The sequence below is a fragment of the Streptomyces sp. LE64 genome, assembly GCF_052606915.1.
Map to the genome: position 1 here is coordinate 2,208,876 of NZ_CP199708.1, position 26,079 is coordinate 2,234,954.

The 26,079-nt window shown below is 74.4% G+C and carries 21 protein-coding genes and 1 pseudogene; 8 read left to right on the forward strand and 14 right to left on the reverse strand.

Annotated elements, in window-relative coordinates:
- Positions 1 to 58: 58 nt before the first annotated feature.
- Positions 59 to 514, forward strand: coding sequence for an ArsI/CadI family heavy metal resistance metalloenzyme (locus ACSMX9_RS09760; protein ID WP_445401668.1), 456 nt, complete (start codon positions 59 to 61; stop codon positions 512 to 514).
- A gap of 66 nt (positions 515 to 580) precedes the next feature.
- Here the strand turns inward: ACSMX9_RS09760 and ACSMX9_RS09765 are convergent, their stop codons facing one another.
- Both ACSMX9_RS09765 and ACSMX9_RS09770 read right to left on the reverse strand, forming a co-directional pair.
- A complete protein-coding gene (locus tag ACSMX9_RS09765) occupies positions 581 to 808 on the reverse strand; it encodes a hypothetical protein (protein WP_351247023.1) in 228 nt (75 codons plus the stop codon).
- A gap of 190 nt (positions 809 to 998) precedes the next feature.
- Positions 999 to 1,253, reverse strand: coding sequence for a hypothetical protein (locus ACSMX9_RS09770; RefSeq protein ID WP_445401670.1), 255 nt, complete (start codon positions 1,251 to 1,253; stop codon positions 999 to 1,001).
- Between the two features lie 253 nt (positions 1,254 to 1,506).
- Between ACSMX9_RS09770 and ACSMX9_RS09775 the strand changes: the two genes are divergently transcribed.
- The 4 genes from ACSMX9_RS09775 to ACSMX9_RS09790 all read left to right on the forward strand — a co-directional run bounded on the left by ACSMX9_RS09775 (position 1,507) and on the right by ACSMX9_RS09790 (position 3,763).
- Positions 1,507 to 2,385 carry a helix-turn-helix domain-containing protein gene (locus ACSMX9_RS09775; RefSeq protein ID WP_445401671.1) on the forward strand — a complete coding sequence of 293 codons (879 nt, stop codon included), beginning with the start codon at positions 1,507 to 1,509 and terminating at the stop codon, positions 2,383 to 2,385.
- Positions 2,378 to 2,560 (forward strand): DUF397 domain-containing protein, encoded by a 183-nt coding sequence (locus ACSMX9_RS09780; protein WP_445401673.1) that lies wholly within the window; start codon positions 2,378 to 2,380, stop codon positions 2,558 to 2,560. Before ACSMX9_RS09775 ends, ACSMX9_RS09780 begins: the two co-directional genes overlap by 8 nt.
- Positions 2,561 to 2,744: 184 nt before the next feature.
- Positions 2,745 to 2,882, forward strand: a complete 138-nt coding sequence (locus tag ACSMX9_RS09785) for a hypothetical protein (RefSeq protein ID WP_445401675.1) — start codon at positions 2,745 to 2,747, stop codon at positions 2,880 to 2,882.
- A 332-nt stretch (positions 2,883 to 3,214) separates the two neighbouring features.
- Complete coding sequence (locus tag ACSMX9_RS09790) at positions 3,215 to 3,763, forward strand: DUF1062 domain-containing protein (protein ID WP_445401677.1); 549 nt, start codon at positions 3,215 to 3,217, stop codon at positions 3,761 to 3,763.
- 79 nt (positions 3,764 to 3,842) lie between these two features.
- On the opposite strand, the gene ACSMX9_RS09795 is transcribed toward ACSMX9_RS09790, so the two are convergent.
- The 5 genes and pseudogenes from ACSMX9_RS09795 to ACSMX9_RS09815 all read right to left on the reverse strand — a co-directional run bounded on the left by ACSMX9_RS09795 (position 3,843) and on the right by ACSMX9_RS09815 (position 7,978).
- Positions 3,843 to 4,313, reverse strand: a complete 471-nt coding sequence (locus ACSMX9_RS09795; protein ID WP_445401678.1) for an NUDIX domain-containing protein — start codon at positions 4,311 to 4,313, stop codon at positions 3,843 to 3,845.
- 4 nt (positions 4,314 to 4,317) lie between these two features.
- Positions 4,318 to 4,566, reverse strand: a pseudogene (locus ACSMX9_RS09800) (transcriptional regulator); the annotation flags it as partial.
- 38 nt (positions 4,567 to 4,604) lie between these two features.
- Positions 4,605 to 6,164, reverse strand: coding sequence for an alpha/beta hydrolase (locus ACSMX9_RS09805; RefSeq protein ID WP_445401680.1), 1,560 nt, complete (start codon positions 6,162 to 6,164; stop codon positions 4,605 to 4,607).
- A gap of 261 nt (positions 6,165 to 6,425) precedes the next feature.
- The gene (locus tag ACSMX9_RS09810; RefSeq protein ID WP_445401682.1) at positions 6,426 to 7,490 is read right to left on the reverse strand and encodes a hypothetical protein; all 1,065 of its coding nucleotides are present in this window, start codon (positions 7,488 to 7,490) and stop codon (positions 6,426 to 6,428) included.
- Positions 7,487 to 7,978, reverse strand: a complete 492-nt coding sequence (locus tag ACSMX9_RS09815; RefSeq protein ID WP_445401684.1) for a MarR family winged helix-turn-helix transcriptional regulator — start codon at positions 7,976 to 7,978, stop codon at positions 7,487 to 7,489. Before ACSMX9_RS09815 ends, ACSMX9_RS09810 begins: the two co-directional genes overlap by 4 nt.
- A gap of 144 nt (positions 7,979 to 8,122) precedes the next feature.
- Between ACSMX9_RS09815 and ACSMX9_RS09820 the strand changes: the two genes are divergently transcribed.
- A complete protein-coding gene (locus tag ACSMX9_RS09820) occupies positions 8,123 to 9,289 on the forward strand; it encodes a cytochrome P450 (RefSeq protein WP_445401686.1) in 1,167 nt (388 codons plus the stop codon).
- Between the two features lie 67 nt (positions 9,290 to 9,356).
- Here the strand turns inward: ACSMX9_RS09820 and guaA are convergent, their stop codons facing one another.
- Positions 9,357 to 10,943, reverse strand: coding sequence for a glutamine-hydrolyzing GMP synthase (gene guaA, locus ACSMX9_RS09825; RefSeq protein WP_445401687.1), 1,587 nt, complete (start codon positions 10,941 to 10,943; stop codon positions 9,357 to 9,359).
- A gap of 400 nt (positions 10,944 to 11,343) precedes the next feature.
- Here guaA and ACSMX9_RS09830 point away from each other — a divergent pair, with 400 nt between their 5' ends.
- Both ACSMX9_RS09830 and ACSMX9_RS09835 read left to right on the forward strand, forming a co-directional pair.
- Positions 11,344 to 11,670, forward strand: coding sequence for a chorismate mutase (locus ACSMX9_RS09830; protein ID WP_445401689.1), 327 nt, complete (start codon positions 11,344 to 11,346; stop codon positions 11,668 to 11,670).
- A gap of 577 nt (positions 11,671 to 12,247) precedes the next feature.
- Complete coding sequence (locus tag ACSMX9_RS09835) at positions 12,248 to 13,405, forward strand: LAETG motif-containing sortase-dependent surface protein (protein ID WP_445401690.1); 1,158 nt, start codon at positions 12,248 to 12,250, stop codon at positions 13,403 to 13,405.
- Positions 13,406 to 13,433: 28 nt separating this feature from the next.
- Here the strand turns inward: ACSMX9_RS09835 and ACSMX9_RS09840 are convergent, their stop codons facing one another.
- From ACSMX9_RS09840 to ACSMX9_RS09865, 6 genes are all read right to left on the reverse strand, one after another.
- Positions 13,434 to 15,074, reverse strand: coding sequence for a succinic semialdehyde dehydrogenase (locus tag ACSMX9_RS09840; RefSeq protein ID WP_445401691.1), 1,641 nt, complete (start codon positions 15,072 to 15,074; stop codon positions 13,434 to 13,436).
- 75 nt (positions 15,075 to 15,149) lie between these two features.
- Positions 15,150 to 16,991: a protein kinase domain-containing protein gene (locus ACSMX9_RS09845; RefSeq protein WP_445401692.1), complete on the reverse strand. Its 1,842-nt coding sequence runs from the start codon at positions 16,989 to 16,991 to the stop codon at positions 15,150 to 15,152.
- Between the two features lie 35 nt (positions 16,992 to 17,026).
- A complete protein-coding gene (locus ACSMX9_RS09850; protein ID WP_445402947.1) occupies positions 17,027 to 18,856 on the reverse strand; it encodes a serine/threonine-protein kinase in 1,830 nt (609 codons plus the stop codon).
- A gap of 75 nt (positions 18,857 to 18,931) precedes the next feature.
- Positions 18,932 to 21,451, reverse strand: coding sequence for a protein kinase domain-containing protein (locus ACSMX9_RS09855; protein WP_445401694.1), 2,520 nt, complete (start codon positions 21,449 to 21,451; stop codon positions 18,932 to 18,934).
- A gap of 270 nt (positions 21,452 to 21,721) precedes the next feature.
- The gene (locus ACSMX9_RS09860; RefSeq protein WP_445401695.1) at positions 21,722 to 23,962 is read right to left on the reverse strand and encodes a protein kinase domain-containing protein; all 2,241 of its coding nucleotides are present in this window, start codon (positions 23,960 to 23,962) and stop codon (positions 21,722 to 21,724) included.
- A gap of 263 nt (positions 23,963 to 24,225) precedes the next feature.
- On the reverse strand, positions 24,226 to 25,935 hold the full coding sequence (locus ACSMX9_RS09865; protein WP_351244388.1) for a glycerol-3-phosphate dehydrogenase/oxidase: 1,710 nt from the start codon (positions 25,933 to 25,935) through the stop codon (positions 24,226 to 24,228).
- Between the last annotated feature and the right edge of the window lie 144 nt (positions 25,936 to 26,079).

Here is a 26,079-nt window from a genome sequence, read left to right on the forward strand (position 1 = left end):
GGCAACCTCGGAGGTGTTACATCGATGAACTTCGATACAAGCCGATGGGAGACCCGTCATGTCCCGTGTCCAGCTCGCCCTGAACGTCGCCGACCTCGACGCCTCGGTGGCCTTCTACGCCAAGCTGTTCGGCGTCGAACCCGCGAAGCGACGCCCCGGTTACGCCAACTTCGCCCTTGCGGAGCCCCCGCTGAAGCTGGTCCTCATCGAGGGCGAGCCCGGCCAGGACACCCGCCTCGACCACCTCGGCGTCGAGGTCACCGCCACCGACCAGGTCACCGCGGCGGCGGCCCGCCTCAAGGAAGCCGGCCTCGCCACCTTCGAGGAGAACGACACCTCCTGCTGCTACGCGCTCCAGGACAAGGTCTGGGTGACCGGCCCCGGCCGGGAGCCCTGGGAGGTGTACGTCGTCAAGGCCGACGCCGACCAGATGGGCGAGGCACCCACCCTGGACGCCGCCGGCGGCGATTGCTGCGACACCACCCCCGCCGAGCAGGCCGAGCCGGTCGCATAGCGCTCCGCGCCGCCTGCGGCCCGACCGCGTCCGCCGGGATCGACGATCCCGGCGAACGCGGTCTTCTCAGTGGCCGCCGCCGCGGCGCCTCGCACCGGCGACGCGCACGGCGGCCAGGTGCCGGCGCTCCAGTACGGCGAAGCAGTGCCCTTGGTGGGGGGTGGCGGGGCGGAGGGTTTCGGGTCGTGCTTCCCAGGGGCGTCCGCCGGGGCGTTGGAGGAGTGCCACGGGGTGGTGGTGACGGTGGTAGCGGTCGATGACGCGTCCGGCGGTGCCCTTGGTGGGGTCGTACACGAGCGCACCGATTACGGCCGGCCCGCTGGATGGGGCGGGGTCCTTCACATGCCTTCCGTGGCGACGAGGACGGCGACGACCATCAGGGACCCCCAGGTCATCAAGGCGATGATGCCGCCCCACAGGGCCCCGTCCGCCGTCACCCGGTACCGATACCGCTGCCGACGACCACGGCGCGCTCGACTCCCACTCATCCCTGACCCGCCCGGACGTTCGCCAGGTGCCGGATCGTCAACGCCTCCGCGATGATCTCCGCCGCCCGACCGTTGCACCACCCCAGATACACCAACGGAGGCCGCGCCCCGTCCTCCAACACCGACAACCCCGGCAACTCGATCCGGGCCTGCTTCGCCGCAGCGGACAACAACTCGACGGCCAGATCCGCCGCCCAATCACCCCCCGGCCGCGGCGGGGCGCCGTGGTCGCCCGACCGAATCTCGGCCAACGACGGACGCGGCGGCTCAGGTGACGATGGGGGCTGAGGGTTCAGGTGTTGCATTTTTCTCCTCATGTGAGTGACACCAGTCAACTACCCACCATTGGGCGGGTGTTGTCTTCACCCAAAACTGCCCGTCCGGGCTCCGCGGCTGCAACACTGCCGAAGGAAAAGAACCCTTGAGTGGAAAATAAAAAGCCTGGTCGTGCACGGTGCAAGAGCCTTGCAACTGTGCTGCAAGACTCGGCGGATCGGGGAATTCATGAGCAACAGAAACGCATCCACCGTGCCCCGGCGGCAGCTCGGGCGGAGTGTCCGCCAACTGCGGGAGCAGGCCGGTATGACCCTGCGGGCCGCGGCCAAGCGGTTCGAGTGGTCGGAGACGACGATGTGGCGCATCGAGACCGGGCGCTCCCCGGTGCGGGCACTCGACGTGCAGATGATGTGCTCCGTCTACGGAGCGGACGAGGCAGCGACGAACGCGCTGATGGACCTGGCGCGTGAGGCCAAGACGCCGTCGTGGTGGCAAACCTTCGGGGACACGGTACCTGTGGAGTTCGATGTCCTAGCGGGCCTGGAATCGGCGGCCAGCCGTATCGACACGTATGAGTCTGACGTAATGCCGGGACTACTCCAGACTGCCGACTATGTACGCGCGGTCGTCCGGACCGTCCTCCCGCACGCGCCCTCCGAGGACATCGAAACCCGGGTACGGTTTCGGATGGCGCGACAGGCGATCCTCACCGGAACCCGGCCCCCGGTTCTCCGCGCGGCGCTGTCCGAGACGGTGTTGCGACGCCCTATTGGCGATGACCAGGTGATGGCCGCGCAACTCGCGCACCTGGTCTACATGGCAGGGCTGCCTCACATCTCGCTCCGGGTCATTCCCCTGATGGCGGGGGCACACCCGGGAGCAATCGCTGGCGCGTTCGTCGTCATGCGCTTTCCTTCCCCCACAGGAGGGGTCGGAGAGCCGACAACCGTCTACGGCGACACGTTTACCGGGGGCTACTATCACGACAAGGAGGCCGAAGTGACGCAGTACACCGCGGCATTTGAGGGCATCTGGTCCGCAGCACAGGATGAGGACGTGTCTCGCCGAATCCTCGCCGACACAGCAAGGAGTTACCAGGGTGGATAGCCGCTGGGTCAAGTCGTCCTACAGCACTCACCAGGCCAACTGCGTCGAGGTACGCACGCAGCACGGCCAGGTGGCGTTCCGCGACAGCAAGCGCACCACGGGCCCGGTCGTCTCCGTGGCCGCACCCAGCTGGAAGGCGTTCGTCGCCGACCTCCCGCGGGCCGACCACGCGTAGCCGGACCGGAGCACGCACGGCGCCCCCACCCGCCGACACCGGGATCGGGGGCGCACGTGCGTGGAACCGCAGCGGAATGAACCACTGGGGCAGGTCCACACGAGGCACTCACCAGGCCGATGGTGCGGAGGCGCCCATCTTGGAGGCGCAGACGGAACACGACGTTCTGACCATCGTCCCCGCCTTGCCTGCCAACCGGACTGACCGCCTGTTCGCGACGCGGGCCGACCGTTCGGTTCCGAGCACGGCCGACCGCTACGAGTACAAGAAGGAAGCGGGCAGCTCCGACACCCAGCACTCGTACGACACCCTGAAGGTCTGAGCGGGCGGTGTCCAAACGGGCGACAGCGCAACGCTGCCGCCCATCTCACTTCGAGGCCGCGGGAGTGCCCCGTGCTCACCCTGAATCTGCACGCCCACACCGGCCGGTGGCAGTGGGACGGCGCCCGGTACCGCAGGGGCTCCGACTGGCGCGCTCGAAATCCAGTGGAGCAGCGCCGCTGTGCGCCATTACCGTGCCGAGCCGAGTTGTCTAGGCAAGGACGTGCCGTTGTACACCCTGTGAGACCTCCCGAGTGCTGATCTGTCGCGCGTCGCGCCTGTGCGCCGCGCTGCTTTTTGCTGCGGACTTCTCACTGGAACCGGTGTGCTTCTGTGCTCAACGACTGGGTGGTCATTCCCACCTGCCTGCCGACCGTTCTCCGCCGCTGTCCCGCGTGCGGCTCCGACCGCTTCCGGGCGAACGGCAAATTCCGCGTCAACGCGAACCACAAGCTCCTCGACGCCTGGCTGCTCATGCTCTGCGCCGTTTGCGGGGACACGGCGAAGCTCACAGTCCTGGAGCGGATGAACGTGCGCTCCGTACGACCTGAGCTGCTGGACCGGATGCATGACAACGACCCTGGCCTGGCAGCCGAGTTGCTCCAGGATCCGGTCCTGCGGCGCCGGAACCGCATCGCCCTCGACTGGGCGGGCGCCTGGCGTCTCGACACCGGTGGATCGGATCACCTGGACCGCGACGTGATCGACGTCTCGGTCCGCTTCGCGGCGCGGATCCCCGTCCGGCCGGTGCGACTGATCGCTGAAGGGTGCGGTCTCTCGCGGGCCGAGGTCGAGAGACTGATCACGGAAGGCGAACTCGTTTCGGCAGTCCGGCTGAGCGGCAAGCTCTCCGGCGACTTCACCTTCACGCTCAAGCGCTGAGCCCTCCTCGGGACCAGGGGCCTGTCCGGCAAGATCCGCCGGACAGGCCCTACGGGAGGGGGCGGGCCGGGGGCGAAGGTCACCCCAGGTAGGGGTTCGGCCGATGCTCCAGGAAGTGCGTCAGCCGCAGCCGTTGGGTGTGGTGCAGGGGCAGCACGTCCAACTCGTCGGGGTGCACGAACCGAAGATCGGTGCTCTCGTCGGAGATGGCCAGCGACCCGCCGACGACCCGCGCCCGGAAGCACACGTTGAACTGTCGCCGCACTTCTCCGTCGCTGTAGGCGATGATGTGGCGTGGGTCGGTGTAGGTACCGACGAGACCCGTGATCTCCACCTCCAGCCCGGTCTCCTCCCGGACCTCCCGGACCGCCGTTCCGGGGAGCGATTCGTTCATGTCCATCCCGCCGCCCGGCAGCGCCCACAGTCCGTTGTCCCGGCGGCGCTGGAGGAGGATGCGGCCCCGGTCGTCGGTCACTACGGCGGAGGCCGCCACCACCATGCTGTTGGGCTCCGGCGCGTTCGGGTCGTCGTGGTACTCGGTCCGTGCCATGGGCTCAGCCTTCCACGAGGCCCGCGGTCTCCCACACGGCGTCGAAGCTGTTGGCGTAGGTGTCGAACATCCCCCCTGCGCCATTCCGTCGAAGATGCCAGACGGGCGCTCCGTACGCGTTCACACTCCACACGTGGGCGTTCACCAGCACTTGGTCATCTGCGTGGTACAGACTGTTGTACAGGGTCGTCCCGTGCGTCCGCAGTTCGATTCCCCGCACCCCGATCAACGGCCCGGTAGTCATCAGCGCGACACACCCACTCCCGCGGTCGACCGCTCGGCGGACGCCCGTCAGCGCATGAGCGGCAGCACGGGGTCCGTCCCCTGCGGGACGGTCGTGCCGCGCGGGGCCGGATCGGCCTGGCAGGTGACGTCACCGGCCGGGAGCTTGCCGGTGAGGAGGTAGCGGGTGGTGACCCCGTCCGCGCAGGCGCTCCGGCCCGCGCCGTAGACGCCGTGGTCCTCGCCGCCCGCCACGACCACCATCCGGGAGCCCTTCAGGTCCGCGCGCATCCCCCGGGCCTGCTTCAACGGGGTCTGGGCGTCCCACTCGTTCTGCACGATCAGCGCGCCGACGGTGTTGTCCACCCGGGTCGTCGGTTCGACCGGGTCCTTCCAGAAGGCGCAGGGCGTGATGCTGGAGGCGTAGTCGCCGTACAGCGGGTAGCGGGCCTTGTCGCGCCGGGCCTGGGCGCGGTAGGACTCCGGGTCCTTCGACCAGGAGGCGTCGTTGCAGAGGACGGACCAGGCGGCCGAGGCCCCCGGGTCGGACCAGTCGCCCAGGATCGGGAGCGTGCCGGGCGGGAACTCCCCGGCGGGCCGGCCCGCGGCCACCTGCCGCAGGTTGTCGACGACCACGGTGGCGGACCGCACGGTGTCGAAGCTGGACCACAGGGCCTCCCGGAGGCCGTCCCCGTCGAGGGAGCCGCCCTCCAGCCGGAGGGGGGCGCGGTCGGCGGCGGCGACCAGCTTCCAGAAGGACGCCCGGACCTTCGCCGGGGTGTCGCCGAGCCGGTGGGTGTCCGAGTGCCGGGCGGCCCAGCGCGTCCAGCGCTCGAACTGCCGGTGGGTCTCCGGGCCCCAGGCCCGCCACTGGCCGCGCCACGCCTCCTTGGGGTCGACGGCGCTGTCGAGCACGATCCGCCCGGCGCGCTGCGGGAACATCTGGGTGTAGACCGCGCCGAGGTAGCTCCCGTACGAGTAGCCGAGGTAGTGGGTCTTCTCCTCGCCCAGGGCCGCACGGATCAGGTCGACGTCCCGGGCGGTGTTGCGGGTGTTGAACTGGAGCAGGTCGTCCCCGTGCTTGGCCCGGCACTTGGCGGCGAAGTCGCGGTTCAGGGCGACGGCCCGGTCGAAGCCGGTCTTCGAGTACGGGTGGAGCCCCGGTCGTTGTTCCGGGGTCAGCCCGCAGGCGAGCGGGGTGCTGAGGCCCACGCCCCGGGGGTCGAAGGCGATCCGGTCGTAGCGGTCCTTCACCGCGTCCGGGACGAACGCGTCCAGCACCGGCGCCGTCCGCACCGCCTCGCCGCCGGGGCCGCCCGGGTTGAGGAAGAGGGAACCGAGGCGCTCGGTCGGCTTGGCGGCCGGTATCCGGGCCACCTCCAGGTCGATCTTCTTGCCCTCGGGCCTGCGGTGGTCCAGCGGCACGGTGACCGTGGCGCACCGCGTCCCCGCCGGAGTGGGGTAGTCGGGGTTCGTGGGGAGGTCGCAGGCCCGCCAGTCGAGGGACTGCCCCGGGGACGGGGCCGCCGGTGACGTCCCCGCCGCGGCGGCGGGGCCCGCGGTGAGGGCGGGGGAGAGACCGGTGAGGACCCCCACGGCCAGGACCGGTGCCAGATGCTTCAACCGCATGTTCCGTGACTCCTGTCGAACTGCATCGATGCACACAACACGCATGCTGTGTACAGGAGTTCACGAGCATGCCGTTCCGTCCCGGGCCGTCACATCAGTCCTGGGGACCCACCCGCCTCAACCTGCGGTCTGACCGGGAACGCCGGCGCTCCTCTCCCGGCAGGAGCGGATATCGGCCACCCCTGTCCGGTACGTGGGTGCCGGGCGGGACGGGACGAGGACGTGCCCGGGGGTCGTCCCGTCCGGGTCTGCGGGTCTCCCCTACTCCCCCGCACTCCCCCGGTCGCAGTCGAAGGACGCGGTCGCGGCCCGCTGGAACGCCCGGAAGAGCACGTCCCGGTCAGGGGTGCTCGGCACGCGCTCGCGCGCCTCGACGTACTGGAGTCCCGACTCCATGGCCAGGTACAGGCCGCCGCCGTCGCCGCAGGGCAGCACGGTCCGCCACGGCCCGACCACCGCGGACTCCGTGCCGTCGGCAGCCGTGCGCCGGTGCGTGCCCGGCGACTTCGCCACGGCCGCCAGGAGCAGCGGGTCCCGGGCCGCCGCGTAGGTCAGGTAACCGTCGGCACGCGCGGGACGGCCCGGCTCCTCGTCCAGGAACACGGTGCAGGACCACAGGCCGGCGGGGGCCGACTGGCCCGTGTCGAGGACCTTGCTGCCCGCCGGCACCAAGCCCCGCACCGGGAGGTCGTCCAGGTCGCACAGGCGCCGCTCGTCGGCCGGGCGGGGCGGGTCCGAGCGGGGCGGCCGGGGAGCGCCGGGGCGTTCGGGGAGGGTTCCGCACCCCTCCTCCTGCGCGACGGTGCGGGCGACGTCCGTGAGCAGGGCGCTCAACGCGGCGGTGTCGGGGACCGGTTCGGTGGAGTGGGCCCTGACGAAGACGGGTTGGTCGGTCCAGCACCGCTCCGGCAGCGCGACCCAGCCGTCGTGCTCCTGGAACCCGCCGGTGACCGGTCCGGAGAGGAAGGACGCCCGTGCGGGATCGGACCAGCTGCCGTCCAGGAAGGCGAAGTCCCCGCGTTCCTCGACGATCCGGACGGTCAGGCGGCCCCGCCCCCCACCGACGAGGACCGAGGACTTCTCGATCGTGCACCCGGTGTCGACCGGTCCGTCGTCGGGGCCGTTCCGCTCGGCGCTGAGCCGCCCCGCGCCGGGGAGCACCGCGTCCGCGCCCGCCGCCGGGACCAGCCCTGCGCAGAGCCGGTCGGCGGTCAGCACGTTGGTGTTGCGGTAGCCGTGCAGCAGTCCCGCGACCACGACGACCGCGAGCGCGGCGGCGGCCCAGGTCCTCCGTGGCCGCCGGGTGCGGTCCGCCGTTGCGCTCATGCCTGCCCCACCTGCCGCCGGGGCCGGGCGTCCATGGTGGAGCGGAGTTGCCTCAACACCGTCTCGAACTGCTGGAGCAGTGCGGGCGGGTACGCGGACAGCACGGCGTCCTGGCGGGCGTTGACCGGGGCGAAGAAGGCTTCGGCGCGCTCCCTGGCCAGCGGGGTGCCGCGGAGGGTGACGACGCGTCGGTCGGCGTGTTCGCGGGTGCGGGTGAGGTAGCCGGCCCGCTCCAGGCGGTTGATCAGTGCGGTCATGGCGCCCGAGGTGAGGGGGATGCGACTGCCGAGCAGGGCCGGGGAGAGCGGGGTGCCCTGGGCTTCGGCGGAAGTGATCTCCAACAGGGCGAAGGCGTCGGTGGAGTGGACGCCGATCTCGGCGGCGAAGCGTCGGCCCAGTTCGGTGAAGCCGGCGCCGTAGGAACGGAGTTCCTCCGCCAGCCGCTCGCGCCGGGCCACGGTGTCGCGGGGTGTTGAGGGGGCGCTCATCAAGCCCCTCCCTTTCTGCTCGCCCGCCCACCCGCCCTGCCGTCAACGGATCACGTGATCAATGGCGTTGACAGCCCGTGAGGCATCAACATACCTTCCCCGAAAAGTCACTTCACCATAAAGATTCTTACCGCTGGAGCCTGTATGCCGCACGCACCCCACCTGCCCGACCTCGACCCCTTCGCCCCGACCCTCCGCGGGCTGACCGAACCCGACCCGGGTCGCGCCGCCCTGCGCGCCGCCGGCCCCCTGGTCCAGGTGGACGCCCCGGCCGGGGGGCGGGCGTGGATCGTGACCGAGATGTCCCTGGCCCGTGCGGTGCTCGTGGACCCCCGGTTCTCCAAGGACCCCGCCTTCGCGCCGGCCGACTGGGACCGGGAGACCGCCGGGCTCGAACCGACCGCCGCCGAGCAGCCGGCCCTCACCACCCTCGAAGGCCCCGACCACGCCGCACTGCGACGGGCCCACGCCCCCCTCCTCAGCACCCAACGCATCCAGGAGCGGTCCGACCGGGTCCACGAGATCGCGCGGACGTTACTCGGCACACTCGCCGCCGAGCGCACGGAGGTCGACCTGATGGCCGACTTCAGCACCCGCTACCCGCTGACCGTCCTCCTCGACCTGTTGGGCGTCCCCCTCGACCTGGTAGACCGGGCCGCCGACGCCTGCCGGCGGATGCTCGGCGAGGAACCCGGCGCGCAGGGCCGCGCCATCGCGGAACTCCGCGAACTCTCCGCCGCCGGGCTCGGCGAGGACGCCCGGGGACTCGCCGCCGAACTGCGCGACCGGGTGCCCGCGCACACCACCGAGGAGCAGTTGCACTACCACCTGTTCACCCTGGTCTTCGCCGGGCAGCTCACCACCGACGCCGCCCTCGGGTTCCTGGTGGCCCGCGCCCTCGCCGGACCCCCGCACCGGCGCCCGACCGACCGGGAGGACGACGACGCCCTGGTCCGCGAGACGCTCCGACAGCACCCCCCGGCTCCCTTCACCCTCTGGCGGTTCACCACCACCGAGGTCGAGCTGGCCGGCGCCCGACTGCCCGCGCGCGCACCCCTGACCATCGACGTCCAGGGGATCAACACCGACCCGGGCCGCTCCCCCGGGCCGGACCTGGCCTTCGGGGCCGGCCCGCACTTCTGCATCGGCGCCCAGCTCGCCCACCTCGAACTGCGCGCGGTGGCCTCGGTGCTGCGGACCGACTTCCCGAGGGCCCGGCTCGCCGTCCCCTTCGAGGAGCTCAGGCAGACGAGCCCGGGCGGACTGATGGGCAGCCGACTGACCGCCCTGCCGGTCCTCCTGCACGGCTGACGCCGAACGGCGCGGCGGCGGACCGGGGTCCGTCACCGCGCCGTTCGGTGCTGGTGCGCTCGGGGGATCACTCCCACTCGATGGTGCCCGGGGGCTTGCTGGTGACGTCGAGGACGACCCGGTTGACGTCCGCGACCTCGTTGGTGATGCGGGTGGAGATCCGGGCGAGGACCTCGTACGGCATCCGAGTCCAGTCGGCGGTCATGGCGTCCTCGGAGGAGACCGGGCGCAGCACGATCGGGTGGCCGTAGGTGCGGCCGTCGCCCTGGACGCCGACGCTACGGACGTCCGCGAGGAGGACCACCGGGCACTGCCAGATCTCGCGGTCCAGGCCGGCCGCGGTCAGCTCCTCGCGGGCGATGGCGTCGGCCTCGCGCAGCAGGTCGAGCCGGTCGCGGGTGACCTCGCCGACGATGCGGATGCCGAGGCCGGGGCCGGGGAACGGCTGGCGCTGGACGATCTCCTCGGGCAGGCCGAGTTCGGCGCCGACCATCCGGACCTCGTCCTTGAACAGCTTGCGCAGCGGCTCGACGAGCTGGAACTCCAGGTCCTCGGGGAGGCCGCCCACGTTGTGGTGGGACTTGATGTTGGCGGTGCCGGTGCCGCCGCCGGACTCCACCACGTCCGGGTAGAGGGTGCCCTGGACCAGGAACTCCACCGGCTGGTCGTTCGGGGCTCCGGCGACGATCTCGGCCTGGGCCTGCTCGAAGACCCGGATGAACTCCCGGCCGATGATCTTGCGCTTCTCCTCGGGGTCGCTGACCCCGGCGAGCGCGGCCAGGAAGCGCTCGGACGCGTCGACGACCTTGAGCTGCACCCCGGTCGCGGCGACGAAGTCCTTCTCGACCTGCTCGGTCTCGCCCTTGCGCATCAGCCCGTGGTCGACGTAGACGCAGGTGAGCTGATCGCCGATGGCGCGCTGGACCAGGGCCGCGGCGACCGCCGAGTCCACCCCGCCGGACAGGGCGCAGATCGCGCGCTTGGTGCCGACCTGGGCACGGATCGCGGCGACCTGCTCCTCGATAACGTTGCCGGTGGTCCAGTCGGGCTCGATGCCGGCGGCCCGGTACAGGAAGTGCTCCAGCACCTGCTGGCCGTGGGTGGAGTGCAGCACCTCGGGGTGGTACTGCACGCCGTACAGCTTCTTCTCGTCGTTCTCGAAGGCGGCGACCGGGACCACGTCGGTGGAGGCGGTGACGGTGAAGCCCTCGGGGGCGGCGGAGCAGGCGTCGCCGTGGGACATCCACACGGGCTGCTCGACGGGGGTGCCCTCGAAGAGGGTGGAACCGCCCTTGCTGACGTGCAGCGGGGTGCGGCCGTACTCGCGGGCGCCGGTGTTGTCGACGGTGCCGCCGAGGGTGGTGGCCATGAGCTGGAAGCCGTAGCACATGCCGAAGACCGGGACGCCGGCCTCGAACAGGGCGCGGTCGATGCGGGGGGCGCCTTCGGCGTACACCGAGGACGGGCCGCCGGAGAGGATGATCGCCGCCGGGTTCTTGGCGAGCATCTCCGCGACCGGCGTGGTGCTGGGGACGATCTCGCTGTAGACCCGCGCCTCGCGGACACGGCGGGCGATGAGCTGGGCGTACTGCGCGCCGAAGTCGACGACCAGGACGGTCGCGGGGGCGGCGGCAGCGGGAGTCGCTGAGGACACGGGGAGCCTTCCGGCGGTGGAGCGGGTGTGCGGACGCGGCGGCGGTGGCCGCCGCGGGCCCGGTCTGGCGGGTCGGGTCGGTCACGCCGCGGGGCGTGGACACGACTCCTGCCCCCGATTCTAACGGGGCCTCCGCGGACCCCCGCGTCTCAGCATCCGAGCGGGTCCGGGGCGGACTGGCCGGGCCCGCGGACGTCCGGGCATACTGGCCCGGTGATCGCACACCCGACCTCCGTCTTTACCTATGGCAACCGGCCCGCCGGCTGCCGTGGTCGTGCTGCTTGATCATCTAGACGAGCACTCTCCAGGCGCCCCGGGCCGACAAGGCCCGGGGCGCCTGGTCGTTCCCGGACCGGGTCGGCCCGCGGCTCCCCCGCCCCACCCACCCCGAGGAGCACCCGTGACCAGCACCGCCACCACGACCGACCCGCAGCGCACCCCCGCGCCCGACACCCCCGAGCGCACCGGCGCCCGCACCGAGGAGGCCGCCGGGACCATCGCCGGGGCCCGGGAACGCATCGACGCCCTGGACGACCGGATCATCGGCCTGGTGCAGGAACGCATCGCGGTCTCCGCGGTGATCCAGCAGACCCGGATCGCCTCCGGCGGGCGCCGGGTGAACCTCTCCCGGGAGATGGAGGTGCTCGACCACTTCCGCGGGGCGCTGGGCAAGCCGGGCACCGCGCTCGCGATGACCCTGCTGGAACTCTGTCGGGGTCGCATCTGAGTTCGGGGCCGCTCTCACCCGTACGGAGCGTGACCGGTGCGGCGCGGACGTCGTTGGTCCGGGTGTCCGTGCCAGCCAGGGGCGGGCGAGCACCACGCGTGGCTCGGCCGGAGCGATGAGACGTGCGGATCGTGCCGCAGGTCGTGGGACCTCGCTCCGGCGTCCGTGACCGGACGGCAGGGGACAGCAGCCCGGTCACCCCAGTGAACGGCCGGCTCCGGGGACGCCCGGGGTCGGCCGTATCCGGGGGCCGGTCCCGCCCGCACGTTCGCACCACCCGCACTCCCCCGCACCTCCCTCCCGCGGCGCCGCCCTCCCCCCTCCCGGCGCCGCCCGTGCGGCGCTGACGCTGCCCTGACGTCACCGCCGCCCCGAAGGCCCCGCGGCCCCGCACCGCGGGGCCTTCGCCGTGCCCGCACCGGACCTAGTGATCCACGACACACAGGAAACTGTCGGGTGGGCGGACAACCATCGCACCGCAGCACGTGTCACACCTTCTGACACCGGGGCCCCGTCCGCGTCCGCGCGGAGTTCCCCACCCCTGGCGCCCCCGGCGTCGCGTACGTGACGAGGTCGTATGAAGCTCCGCCGCGCCATGGTCCTGGCGACCGCCACCGCAGCCCTGGCCCCGGTCGTCCTGCTGTCCGCACCGGTGGCGGTGGCCACGGAACCCGACACCAGCACCTCCGCCGAGGCGTCGACCTCGCCGAGCCCGTCCCCGTCGACGGACGGGGACGCGTCGAGCACGCCGTCCACCGACGCCTCGACCACCCCGTCCGCCTCCGCGTCCACGTCCGCGACGCCGTCCGGAACGGCGGAGAAGCCCGGGGAGGCCGACGCCGCCGAGGGGGACGCGGCCACCGAATCGGCGAGCGCGCCCGCCTCTCCCTCCTCGGCCCCGTCCTCGCCGGCCCCCGACGCCACGGACGGCGAGGACGGGGAGCCCCAGAACCCCGACGAGCTGCCCTGGTGCGGCATGCTCGACGACGAGCGGGGCGACGAGGACCCGGCCCTCACCACCGAGGTGAGCGGGTTGCCCGGGCGGATCGTCGCCGGCTCCGGCTGGCACGAGTTCACGATGACCTCCACCAACACCTCCGAGGCGACCCTCAACGACGTCGCGTTCTACGCCGAGGTGGAGAACTTCGAGATCGACGACGTGAACGAGTTCCTCTCGCCCTACGCCTCGCTCCAGTACTTCGACCCGGAGGACGGCCGCTGGCGCGAGATCCGCGGCACCGAGGAGTTCGAGACGGACGTCGTGATCGAGTGGGCCGGCGGCTACTTCACCGGCGTCGAGACCATGAAGCCGCAGGACTACCTCACCAGCAAGCTGCGCCTGTCGATCCGGAAGGACGCCCCGGTCGGCGACGGGTACGCCTTCGGCTCCGGCGGCTACGTGGACGCCGTGAACGGCGAGGCCTGCGTCGTGGACGGTCTCGGGTCCGACCTGTACTTCACCGTCCTCGCGCCGGGCAGCAGCAACGAGGAGCCGGGCGAGGCCGAACCCGGCGAGGGCACCGCCCGCCCCGGACCGGGCAAGGGCCCCGGGGAGGGCACCGGCTCCCGCCCGCAGGGCGGGGTGGACCAGCAGCCGATCACCGGCAACCTCGCCGCCACCGGCTCCTCCTCGGCCCTGCCGACCATCGGCGCCATCGGCGGCGTCGCCGTCCTGGCCGGTGCGGGCGCACTGCTGTACGTGCGCCGGCGCAAGGCCGCCGACACCAGGGCGTAACCGCCCCCCAGACGTGGCGCCCGGCCGGTCAGCGCAGCCGGAGGGTCCGCAGCGCCCGCAGCCCGCGGTTCATCAACTCGGCGTACCGGGCGTCGGTCATGCCGAACGCCGGCCCCAGCGGCAGGATCCGCTGCTCGGCGACGGTCTGCGCCTCGGTGTACCTGAGGATGCCCTCGGAGCCGTGACGACGGCCCAGACCGGAGTCCTTCATCCCGCCCATGGGGGCGCCGGCGCTGCCGTACGCCGCCGCGTAGCCCTCGTTGACGTTCACGGTGCCGGTGCGCAGCCGGGCGGCGATCGCCCGGCCCCGGCGGGCGTCCCGGGTCCACACCGAGGAGTTGAGCCCGTACGGCGTGGCGTTGGCACGGGCCACCGCGTCCCGCTCCTCGGCGAAGCGGTACACCGAGACCACCGGCCCGAAGGTCTCCTGCCCGTGCACCGCCATCCCGGGCGCCACCCCCTCCAGGACGGTCGGCTCGTAGAAGTAGGGGCCGACGTCGGGGCGCGCCGCCCCGCCGGTGAGGACCCGGGCGCCGGCGGCCACCGCCTGGTCCACGTGCGCGGTGACGGTAGCCAGTTGACGGGGGCCGACCAGGGAGCCCAGGTCCGTCCCGTAGGCGAGGGCGGTGCCCAGCCGCAGCGCCCGGGTCCGGGCCACGAACCGCTCCAGGAAGGCGTCCGCCACCGACTCGTGGACGTACAACCGCTCGATGGAGACGCAGAGTTGGCCGGCGGACGAGAAGCAGGCGCGGACCGCGCCGGCCGCCGCCCGCGCCACGTCAGCGTCGGCCAGTACCAGCATCGCGTTCTTGCCACCGAGCTCCAGGGAGGCGCCGATCAGCCGGTCGGCGGCGCCCCGGGCGACCTCGCGGCCGGTGGCGGTGGAGCCGGTGAAGGAGACGTAGTCGGCGTGCCGCACCATCTCGGGCCCGATCACCGGGCCCTCGCCGAGGACGATCCGGAAGACCCCCGCCGGCAGGCCCGCCTCGACCAACAGGCCCCGCGCCCACAGGGCGGTCAGCGCGGTCTGCGTGTCCGGCTTCATGACCAGGGCGTTGCCCGCCGCGAACGCGGGCAGGGCGTCGCCGATCGACAGCTCCAGCGGGTAGTTCCACGGGGCGATCTGGCCCACCACTCCGCGCGGCCGGCGCAGTTCGGTGGCCCGGGTGAAGACGGGCAGCGCCCCGAGGTGGCGCCGGGGCCGCAGGTGGGCCGCCGCGCGCAGGCCGTAGTGGCGGGCGGCGACGGCCACCGCCTGGATCTCCTCGTGGGCGTGCAGCCGGGTCTTGCCGGTCTCCACCTGGATCAGGTCGAGGACCTCGTCCTGCCGGCTCAGCAGCAGGTCGTGGAAGCGCAGCAGGACCGCGGCCCGGCGGCGGACCGGGAGGGCGGCCCAGGCCGGCCGGGCGGCGCGGGCGGCGGCGAAGGCGGTCGCCACGTCCTCGGGGGCGGCCTGCGGCAGCTCCGCCAGGTCGGCGCCGGTGAGCGGGGTGCGGGTGACGGTGCGCTGCTCGCCGGGCACGTCGCGGGTGAGCCGGGCCACCAGGGCGGGGGTCACCACCTCGGCCGGGGTGCGGGCGCCGGGCGGGGTGGCGGCGGTGGGGTTGCGGTGCGCCGCCGACCCGGCGGGCGGGCTCGGGGCGGGCGCGGTGGTCGGCGAATCCGTCATGGACGTGAGCGTAGGCGCCCGTCCCCGGATTTGGATACTCGACGGTAACCTCCGGGGCCGCCGGGCCCGGGGCCGTCAGCGGAACCGGAGGGTGTCGGCGGCGGTGGCCAGGTGCGCCCGCGCCCGCGCGGCGTCCCCGGCCGGGGCGGTGACCCGGAGGAGGACCAGGCGGTCGGCGTCCTGCCAGGCGAGGTCGGCGGTGAGCCGTTCGCCGTCCTTCCCCTTGCCGCCGTCGGCGAGGCGCTCCCAGCGGGCCGCCGGCAGGCCCCGGTGGGTGGTGGTGCGCACCTCGGCCGTGCGGTCCTTGCCGGTGTCGTGCTCCGCGCGCAGCGCCCCGGCCGGTCCGTCGGGGTGGCGGGCGGCGGTGCGGACCTCGATGCGGACCGTGCCGTCGGGCGAGGCGTAGCCGGTGCGCTCGCCCCGGGTGAACCGGGCGAAGCCCTGCGGAACGGCGAGGGTGAACCCGGCCGGGTCCTCGACCAGCCGGTATCCACCGGGCGCCCGCACGGCCCGGCCGGCCGGCGGGGCCGTGGTGGGGGTGCTCGCCGGGGCGACCGCGGCCGGGGCGCCCACGGCGCCCGGGGCCCGGGACGGGGTGGCGCTCGGCAGCGCACCGCGGGGGCCGGCCTGCCGGGTGTCGTTGCCGGGGTGGGTGGTGCCGGGCCGGGGCGCGCTCCGGCCCGGGCCGGCGGGACGGGCCGGTGGGACGGAGGAGGTGGCCGCCGGGGTCCGGAGCGAGGTCGGGCCCGCGACCACGGGGCGGTCGTCGCCGTGCCGCCCCAGGTCGAACAGCGCCACCCCGCCCGCGACCACGGCCCCCGCCACCGCGGCGGCCAGCACCGCGACCAGCACCGTGCCGCGGGGCATCCGGGCCGGGGCGGCGGGCACCGGGGCCACCGGCTCGCGGTCGACCGGTTCGGGGGCCGCGACGCCGCCGGACGGCACCGGGTGCACCACCGGCAGCGGCGCCTCCTCGGGGAGGGCGCCGGGCACCGACTCCGGTTCCGGAGCGGCGGCGGACCGGCGGTCCGCTCCGGCCGCGGGCGGGGTGCCGGGGACCGGCGCCCCGGCGAGGGCCGCGTGCAGCAGGCGTTCGGCCTCCGCCACCCCCAACCGGCGGGCGGGGTCGCGCTCCAGCAGGCCGGCGACCACCGGCAGCAGCGGCCCCGCCTCGGCGGGCGGGCGGACCTCCTCGACCACGACCGCGTGCAGGGTGCCGCTGAGCGAGCCGCGCCGGAACGGCGAGCGCCCGGTCAGCGCCGTGCACAGCAGCGCCCCCAGCGACCACAGGTCGGCCTCCGGGCCGCCCGGGCCGCCGGAGACCCGTTCGGGCGCGCTGTACTCGGGCGAGCCGACGAAGAGGCCGTCCTCGGTGAGGGTCCCGGCGCCCGGCACCCTGGCCACCCCGAAGTCGGTGAGGACGACCCGGTCCGAGCCGGCCTCCAGCAGCACGTTGTCGGGCTTGAGGTCGCGGTGCAGGACGCCGGCGGCGTGCGCGGCGCGCAGGGCGCCGAGCAGGGCCAGCCCGATGCGGGCGACCTCCTCGACCGGTCGGGGGCCGTGGGCTGCCACCCGGTCGGCGAGCGAGCCGCCCGTCACCAGCTCCATCACGATGTAGGCGTCCTCGTCGTGCTCCACCACGTCGTGGACGACCACCACGTTCGGGTGCCGCAGGGCGGCGACGGCCCGCGCCTCCCGCAGGGTGCGGGCGCGCACCCGGCGGGCGGCGGCGCCCCGGAGGGTGGGATCGGCGTCCAGTCTCTTCACCGCGACCAGGCGGCCGAGGAGTTGGTCCTCGGCGCCCCACACGACGCCCATGCCGCCCCGCCCGAGGCGGGATTTCAGCAGGTAACGCCCGTCTATGAGTCGGGACTTGGCACCCATGTCGGCCTTTTCACGGCCCCCCTCGGTCCCCATGCAGCCCATCATGCACCACAGTCGGGGGGCCCAGGTCAGGTTCCGTCGGGCTGCTCCCGCCAGCTCCCCAGCACCGTCCGGAAGTGTTCGCGCAGGGTCGGCCAATCCGCCTCGGGACCGGACATGTAGATGGCGTACTCGACCCCATCACGGCTGATGTACGCCTGCTCTATCGCCCGGCGGGGGCCGGGTGCGGTCTCGCTGCCGCCGGAGATCCAGCTGAACTCCCAGTGGGCGCCGGGGCGGTCCCGGAAGGTGTTGGGCCGCAGGTCGGCCCGGGTGTAGTCGGTCAGCCGGGAGGAGAGCTGGCTCTCCAGGTCCAACAGGTGGGTGTACGAGCTGTCGAAGTCGGGTTGGGTGACCACGCCGATCCTCAGCAGGCGCTCGCCGCCGTCCGGGGTGTAGTCGATCTGACCGTTCGTCACCGTTCGTTCCCAGCCCTGGGGGACGGCGAGGCTGAAGCCCGTCGGATCGGTCACCCGCGTCCAGCCGGCGGGCACCGTGTCCGCGCCGTCGGCGGTGACCGCCGGCGTCGGGGAACCGACCGTGCTCGGGGTGCCGGCCCCGCCCTCGGGGACCTTGGCGGGGGTGTTCGTCGCAGGGGTGCGCGGGTCGGCGGGCGGTGCACCGGCCTCGCCGGAGGGGCTCGCGCTGACGGTCGGCGCGGCGGTGTCCTTCCGCTCCTGGTCCACGTACCGCAGCACCAGTGCCCCGCCCACGCTGAGGACCACCACGGCGGCGGCCCCGGCGAGGACCCCGTACCAGCGGGGCCGGCGGGCCGGGGCGGGCGGCGCCGGGAGCGGGGTCGGGGCGGGCGGGGTGTGCGCGGGCGCCACGGGCGGGGGCGGCGGCAGCGGGGTGGAGGTCATCGGGGTGGAGGTGGTGGGCGCGGCGGACAGCGCGGCGGCGGCCCCGGAGCCCCCGGGCCGGCCGGGGGCCGGCGGGGCGGCGGGTTCGACGGGCGGCGGAGCGGCGGCCAGCGCGGCGAGGGCCGCCGGGTCCACCGGGCGGGTCGGGGTGTAGCCGGCGGCGGGGCCGGTCTCCACCGGCCAGCGGCCCTCGGCCGCCTCGGCGAGCATCCGCTCCACCTCCTCGGCGTCGGGCCGGGCCTCCGGGTCCTTGCGCAGCAGGGCGGCGATCACCGGGGTGAGCGGTCCGGCGTGCGCGGGCGGTGCGGGCTCCTCGTCGACGACGGCCTGGAAGGTGCCGAGCGCGCTGGGCCGGCGGAACGGGGAGACGCCTTCGACGGCGGTGTAGAGGGTGGCGCCGAGCGCCCACAGGTCGGCGGCGGCTCCCGGTTCGCCGCCGCGCACCCGCTCGGGGGCGAGGTAGTCGACGGAGCCGACGATCTCCCCGGTTTTGGTCATGCCGCTGTCGCCGTCGACCTGGGCGATGCCGAAGTCGGTGAGCAGCACCCGCCCGTCCTCGGCCAGCAGCACGTTGGCGGGCTTGACGTCCCGGTGCAGCACCCCGGCCTCGTGGGCGGCCCGCAGCGCCCGGGCGACCCACAGTCCGGTGCGGGCGGACCGTTCGGCGTCCACCCGGCCCTGCTCCTGGATGGCGTCGGCCAGCGAGCCGCCTTCGACCAGCTCCATCACGATCCAGGGGCGTTCGTCGTGTTCGAGGACGTCGTGCACGGTCACGACCGCGGGATGGGTGATCCGGGCGGCGGCCCGGGCCTCGGCCCGGGTGCGGTCGAGCAGGACCGGCCGGTCGCGTTCGGCGGCGTACAGGGCCGCCGTCAACTCCTTGACGGCCACGGTGCGGTGCAGCACCTCGTCACGGGCGCGCCACACCCGCCCCATGCCGCCGCGGCCTATGCACTCCTGGATCCGGTAACGCCCTGCGAGCAGCACGCCGTTCATCTGGTTCACGTTCCCCCGTGGTGTGGTGACAGGCACCCAGGGTAAGGAGCCCGACGCGGTGGGGGAACACGTGGGTCAGCCCTTGGCCTGGTAGGTGGCGGCGGCCTGTTCGTAGAGCCGGGTCACCTGGTCGCGCTCGCCCTCCGGCCCGCGCATCTGGACGATGTGGTAGCGGCCGTCGACGATGATCGCCCGGTTGCGCACGAAGAGTTCGCCGCCACCGGAGTCGGTCCAGGTGAACTGGCCCTCGCCGCTGATCTGTCCGCCGACCTCGATGGTGCGCATGCCGCTGGAGGTGGACCAGGTCGAGTCCCGGAAGGGCCCGAGTTCGCGCTGGCTCTCCCGCATGTAGGCCAGGGGCTCGGGACCGTACTCGGAGACCGCGTCCCGCCCCGGGACCAGCAGGAGTTGGAAGGTGCCGTCGGTGTAGACGATCTGTCCGCTGGCGTTCTTGGCCTGGCGTTCCCAACCGTTGGGGACGGCGACCCGGAAGCCCTCGGCGTCCTTGCGGAGGGCGAAGCCGTCCGGGACGGCGGGCTGTGCGGCGTCGGGCACCGGGGTGCCGGCCTTGTCGGGCCGGCGGGACTCCTCGGGCTCGCGGTCCGCCCCGGCGTCCCGGTCGGCGGCGGGGTCGGGACCCTTCGGCTCCCCCGCGGCGGGGGTCGGGCCGGCGCCGAGGGAACTGGTCCGCTGGCCGCCGGCCTCGGGGTCGGCCTCGGGCATGAACACCAGGGCGTAGGCGACCACCCCGGCGAGCCCGGCCATCACCAGCACCAGGAGGGTCCGCCCGAGCCGGGCGGGCGCCGGGCGGCCGGCGCGCTTCTGCCGACGCGGGCGCCCCGGGGCGGCGTCGGGCCGCTCCGCGCGGTCCTGGTCCCGCTTGCGGTGCCGGGGCGGGGCCTCGGCGGCGCGGGCGCGCTTCTTGCGCCGGCGCAGGAGTTCGCCGCGCCGGCGCACGATCGGCAGCCGCCGCGGGTCGGGCGGCGGCAGGTCGACCACCAGGGTCCCGGAGTCCGGCTCGGGCGCCGAGCGGACCAGGGAGCGCAGCCAGCCGCGCAGTTCCTCGAAGTCGGGTCGTTCGGTGGGGTCCTGACGGAGCAGCGACTCCACGACCGGCCGCAGCGGTCCGCACTCCTCGGCGAACGCCGGCGGTTCCGCACAGACCAGCTGGACGAGTTCGGCGGTGCTGTCCTCGGGGTACGGGGCGTGGCCCTGCACGGCCCGGAAGAGCAGCGCGCCGAGCGCCCACAGGTCGGTCGAGGGGCCGATGGGCGCGGCGAGCTGCCAGTTCTCGTGGACGGGGCCGGCCTGTTCGGGGGCCCAGCGTTCGGTGACCGGTCCGACGAGCGCCGTCCGGGCCTGCCGGGCCCGTTCGGCGGCGAGCGCGCTCGCGGGACCCCGGCGCGGTGCGCCGGTCCGCTCGCCCCACTCCCCGGCCGGGGCCTCGGCACCGGCGGGCGGGGTCGTCGGCTCGGCCGGGGACCCGGCCTGGGCCGGGACCCGCAGCGGGTCGGGGACGACGGGCAGCGGCGCGGTGTCGGCGGCGGCCCTGGGCAGGGCGCCGTGCCAGGGCGTCTCGGGCGCGGGCGCCGGGGCGGAGCGGACGCCGTAGGGGTCGGTGATCCGGCCGTGCGGGGCCTGGGGGGCGGGGGACTCGGCGGGGGCGGGGGGCAGTCCCGCGTTCCGCTGTTCCTCGCTGAGCCGGGCGGCGGCCCGGGCGCCGGCCCGGTAGGCGGCGATGGCCCCGGCGCGGGCGGCCCGGACGTCGGTGCCGGCCGCGGGCAGTCGGGGGCCCGGCTCGCCCGGGGCCCCGGGGTGCGGGGCGGCACCGGTGGCCTCGGCCCAGGTGCGGCCGGGGCCGCCCGGGGCGTCCGGGCCGGGGAGCGGGCCGGTACCGGACCAGGGGCCGGCGACGGTGGCCCGACCGGTGCCCGGCGTCCGGCCGAAGCCGTCGTCGACGTGCCCGCGGGGGGTGGCCGCCGGGTCACCGCCGGACTCGGCGTCGGGGCGCGGGTCGTATCCGCACAGGGCCTCTTCGGCGGCGCCGGCGGCGAGCCCGGTGAGCATGACCCGGCCGTCGTCGAGGACCAGCACCGTGCGGGCGGTGATGTTGCGGTGGACCCAGCCGTGGGCGTGCAGGGCGCGCAGTCCGGTGAGGATGTCCGCGGCGACCTCGGCGGCCCGGTAGGGGGACAGGAGTTCCTCGTCGAGGTACGTCGACAGGGGACGGCCGGCGACGAGTTCGCTGACGATCCAGAGCGAGCCGCCGTCGGCGAAGACGTCGAAGACCTGGTCGAGCCGGGGGTGGTCGGGCAGGTGGGCGGCGGCCTGGGCCGCCTCGATCGCCCGGCGCACGGCGGGGTCGCTGGCGCGGGCGACGGCCGCGCGGCCCGACTCGTTGAGGGCGAAGCCCTCGGGCAGTCCGTCCGCGTCGAGCACCTCGGCCTCGACGATCTCCGGCAACGGGACCTGGCGGACCAGGACTTCCTGTCCGCTGTGGGTGTCGAACGCCCGCAGGTACGCCGCTTCCTCGTCGGACGGCGCGAGGGGCAGGCGGTAGCGGTTGGCGAGCACGCGCCCCGCGTAGTCGTCCACGGCGTCCCCCTGTCCGGTGGTCCGGGTTTCCGTCGATCGGTTCGGTATGTCGCGCGTCCGCGGCCCGTAGCGTACGGTCCGCGACCCTTCACGATACGTGCCCCGGGCCGGACGTCGAGCACGGATGACGGATCTCGTCGCACCTTCACCCGGGACAGCGGGCGGAACCCGAGGTTCCGGCGGTCCGCATTCCCGAACAACCGGACGGACCCGGTCGGTACGGACAGCGGCCGCGGCGGACGCCGGGTCAGGAGCGGGGGCGGCGGGGGGTCACGGCTTGGGCCGGAAGGTCTCGGTGAAGGTCCGCCAGGTCCGCTTGCGCTCCTCGCCGCTCCAGTCGGCGGCCTTCGCGGTGTACATCAGGGCGTACCCCTGACGGGAGTTGACGACGAAGCCCCGGTTGTTCACCCGGTACGTGGTACCGCCCTCGACGTAGGTGAACTCCCAGTCGGCGGCCTCCCACCCCCGGTAGTCGACCGCCGCGATGCGGATCCGCTCGTACTGGGCGCGCCGCATGGCCCGCTCCTGGTTGCGCCAGTCGGCGACGGCGTCGTCCTTGGGCGTGGCGGTCCAGCCGACCAGCAGCCGCTGCCCGTTCGGGCCGGTGTACCGGGCGCCGCCGAGCCCGTTCGAGGCGAACTTCCACCCCTCGGGCAGCCCCACGGAGAACCCCTGGTCGTGCCGGTGGGTGGCGGCCGCCCCGGTGCCGGCGCCCCGCCCCGGATCGGCCTTCCCGTCCTCCTTGGCGTCCGCCGCGCCCTCGTCCGCCTTCCCGTCGCCCTTCTCGCCGGTGGCCGCCCCGTCCGGGCCGCCGCCCGGAGCGGTGCCCTCGCCGGGGTCGGCGCCCCGCTCGCCGGCATCCGGCTGCTTCCCGCCGGCCCCCTCCGCCGGGGTCTTCGCCCCGGTGTCGGCGCCCTCCGCGGCGCCGCTGGCGGCGACCTTGTCACTGCCCTTGCTCTCCGTGCCCGGGTCGTCGTCGCGCAGGCTGAGGGCCACCACGCCGGCTATCACCGCGAGCGCCACCACGGCGGCGATCACCAGCAGGGTGCGCCGGGGCACCACGTCGGTGAGCGAGGCGCCCGGCGCGGACCGGCTCGCCACCGCCTCGCCCGGGGCGGTCGGCCCGCCTGTGGCGCCCGGCCGGGCGGGGGCGAACCCGGTGCCGGTGGCGCCCGGCAACGGCCCGTAGGCCCCGCCGGCGGCCGGGCCGCGAGGCGGGGCCGCCGGCGGGGACGGGGGCGCGGACGGCACGGGGGGCGGGCCGGCGGGCCGGGCCGCCACCGCGCCGCCGGCGGCGAGGGCCGCCGCACCGGCTCCCTGGGCCTTGCGCAGGGACCGCTTCCTGCGCTCCGGTGTGCGCTGCGCCAGCGCCTCCGGGGTCACCACCGGCATGGCGATGAGCACCGTGGGGTCGGCGGGGGGCTCCGCGGGGGCGTCCGGGGCGCTCAGCACCGCGGTGAGCAGGGCGCGCGCGCCGGCGTCGTCGAGTCGCTGTGCGGGGTCCTTCTCCAACAGCCCGTAGATGACCTCCTCCAGCGGACCCGCGTTCTGCGGCGGATCGACGGGTTCGGTCATCACCGCGGTCAGGGTCGCGATGGCGGAGCCCTTGTCGTAGGGCGGCACGCCCTCCACCGAGGCGTAGATCAGCCCGCCCAGCGACCAGAGGTCGGCGGCCGGGCCGGGGCGGTGGCCGCGGGCGCGCTCCGGCGAGATGTACGAGGGGGCACCGACGAGCATGCCGGTGGAGGTGATGGACGGGTCGCCCTCGACCTGGGCGATGCCGAAGTCGGTGAGGACCACCCGGCCGTCGTCGGCGATGAGCACGTTGGACGGCTTCACGTCCCGGTGCAGGATGCCCTCGCGGTGCGCGGCGCGCAGCACGTCGAGGACGGCGAGGCCGACTTCGGCGGCCCGCCGGGGTTCGAGCAGGCCGTCCTCGCGGATGGCCTCGGCCAGGGACTTGCCCTCGACGAGTTCCATCACGATCCACGGCCGGTCGTCCTCGTCGACCACGTCGAAGACGGTGACGGCGCTGTTGTTGCGGATGCGTGCGATCGCCTTGGCCTCCCGCAGGGTGCGGGTGATCAGACGGCGCTTCTCCTCCTCGTCGATGCTGTTGGGGAAGCGGAGTTCCTTGACCGCGACGGTCCGGCCGAGGGTCTCGTCCTCGGCGCGCCAGACGGTGCCCATGCCGCCGCGCCCGAGGACGTCGCCGAGGCGGTAGCGGCCGGCGAGCAGCCGTCCGCCGGTCGGGGGCGCGGGCCGGCCGCCCCGGGCCGCGTAGCCGGTGGCCGGTCGGTCGCCCCCGGCGGAACGGGCCGCACCCCGTCCGCGTTCGTCGGCCGCCGGTTCCGGGGCCGCCCGGTCCGTCGATCGTTCGTCAGCCCCCGCACGGGCTGGGGTGGTCGAGGGCGTGTCCGACTGTGCGCCGGGCCTCTCGTCGCTGCGCCCCCCGGTCGGAGCGGCCACGTCCTCCCGACGGGCCCCGCCCCTCTGCTCCGCGTCCGACATGAGTCCCCTCTGCAACCCGCCCTGACAGAGCCTTCATTGTCCCCCACCGGGTGACGGCCCGGCGCCCCGGGTCGTCCGGCACCGCCGGGGACCGGATCGGGGCAAGACCGGCGTCGGGTCCGGGCCCGCGGCGCGGGCCGCGCCGGCGCGCGCCGCCCCGTGCGGGCACTGTCCCCCGCCGGCCGCCGCAGGGCAAGCCGGTGCGCGGCGTGGCATGCGCCACTCCCGGTCAGCGGCCGTCCGGGGGGCGGGAGTTAGGGGGGTCAGCCGAGCGGCACGATGTCGGGGGCGCCGAGTCGCGCCGCGTCCGCGGTGAGGTCGTCCGGCTGCCGCTGGGACTCCCGCTCGGCCTCCACCCGCTTCTCGTAGTGCTGCACCTCGCGGTCGGTCCGGTCCGCGTCCCAGCCGAGCACCGGGGCCATCAACTCCGCCGCCTCGCGGGCGCAGCGGGTGCCCCGGTCGAAGGTCTCGATGGAGATGCGGGTGCGTCGGGTGAGGACGTCGTCGAGGTGGCGGGCGCCCTCGTGGGAGGCGGCGTAGACGACTTCGGCGCGCAGGTAGTCGTCGGCGCCGGTGAGGGGTTGCCCGAGGCCCGGATCCTCGACGACCAGGTCGAGGAGTTCCTCGCTCAGCGATCCGTACCGGTTCAGCAGGTGTTCGACGCGCACCACGTGGAGTCCGGTGCGGGCGGCGGTGCGGGCACGGGCGTTCCACAGGGCGCGGTAGCCCTCGGCGCCGACCAGCGGCACGTCCTCGGTGACGCACTCCGCGACCCGGCGGTCCAGGCCGTGCACCGCCTCGTCGACGGCGTCCTTGGCCATCACCCGGTAGGTGGTGTACTTGCCGCCCGCGACGACCACCAGGCCGGGCACCGGGTGGGCGACGGTGTGTTCGCGGGAGAGCTTGCTGGTGGCGTCGGACTCCCCGGCGAGCAGGGGCCGCAGCCCGGCGTAGACGCCCTGGACGTCGTCCCGGGTGAGGGGGACCGCGAGCACCGAGTTGACGTGCTCCAGCAGGTAGTCGATGTCGGCGCTGGAGGCCGCCGGGTGGGCCTTGTCGAGGTCCCAGTCGGTGTCGGTGGTGCCGATGATCCAGTGCCGGCCCCAGGGGATGACGAACAGGACGCTCTTCTCGGTGCGCAGGATGAGCCCGGTGGCGGCGTTGATGCGGTCCTTGGGGACGACCAGGTGGATGCCCTTGGAGGCGCGGACGTGGAACTGGCCGCGCTCGCCGACCAGGGCCTGGGTGTCGTCGGTCCACACGCCGGTGGCGTTGACCACCTGCTGGGCGCGGACCTCGTACTCGCCGCCGCCTTCGAGGTCCTGGACCTTGGCGCCGACGACGCGTTCGCCCTCGCGGAGGAAGCCGACGACCCGGGCCCGGTTGGCGACCTGCGCCCCGTAGGCGGCGGCGGTGCGGACCAGGGTGGCGACGTAGCGGGCGTCGTCCATCTGGGCGTCGTAGTACTGGAGGGCGCCGGTGAGCGCGTCCTTGCGCAGGCAGGGGGCCACCCGCAGGGCGTGGCGCCGGCTCAGGTGGCGGTGCACGGGCAGGCCCCGGCCGTGCCCCTTGGCCATGGACATGGCGTCGTAGAGGGCGACTCCGGAGCCCGCGTAGAGGCGTTCCCACCCCTGGTGCTGGAGGGGGTAGAGGAAGGGCACCGGCTTCACCAGGTGCGGGGCGAGGCGTTCCAGGAGGAGTCCACGTTCCTTCAGCGCCTCCCGGACCAGGGCGAAGTCCAGCATCTCCAGGTAGCGCAGTCCGCCGTGGATCAGTTTGCTGGACCTGCTGGAGGTGCCGGAGGCCCAGTCCCGGGCCTCCACCAGCCCGGTGGACAGGCCCCGGGTCACCGCGTCCAGTGCGGTGCCGGCGCCGACCACGCCGGCGCCCACGACCAGGATGTCCAGTTCGCGTTCGGCCATCGCCGCGAGCGATTCGGCGCGCTGCGCCGGGCCCAGTGTCGCTGTCCTCACCGCTGCCTCCCGTCGGTCCGGGGTCGTTCCCCGCCCCGTGCGGGTGCCCGTCCGTGCGCCCCGCACACCGGCACCCGCCCCTGGTGCCATGGTCACCCCGCGCTTCGATTCTCGCCGCGCGGGCGCACGCCCACACTCCCGCCC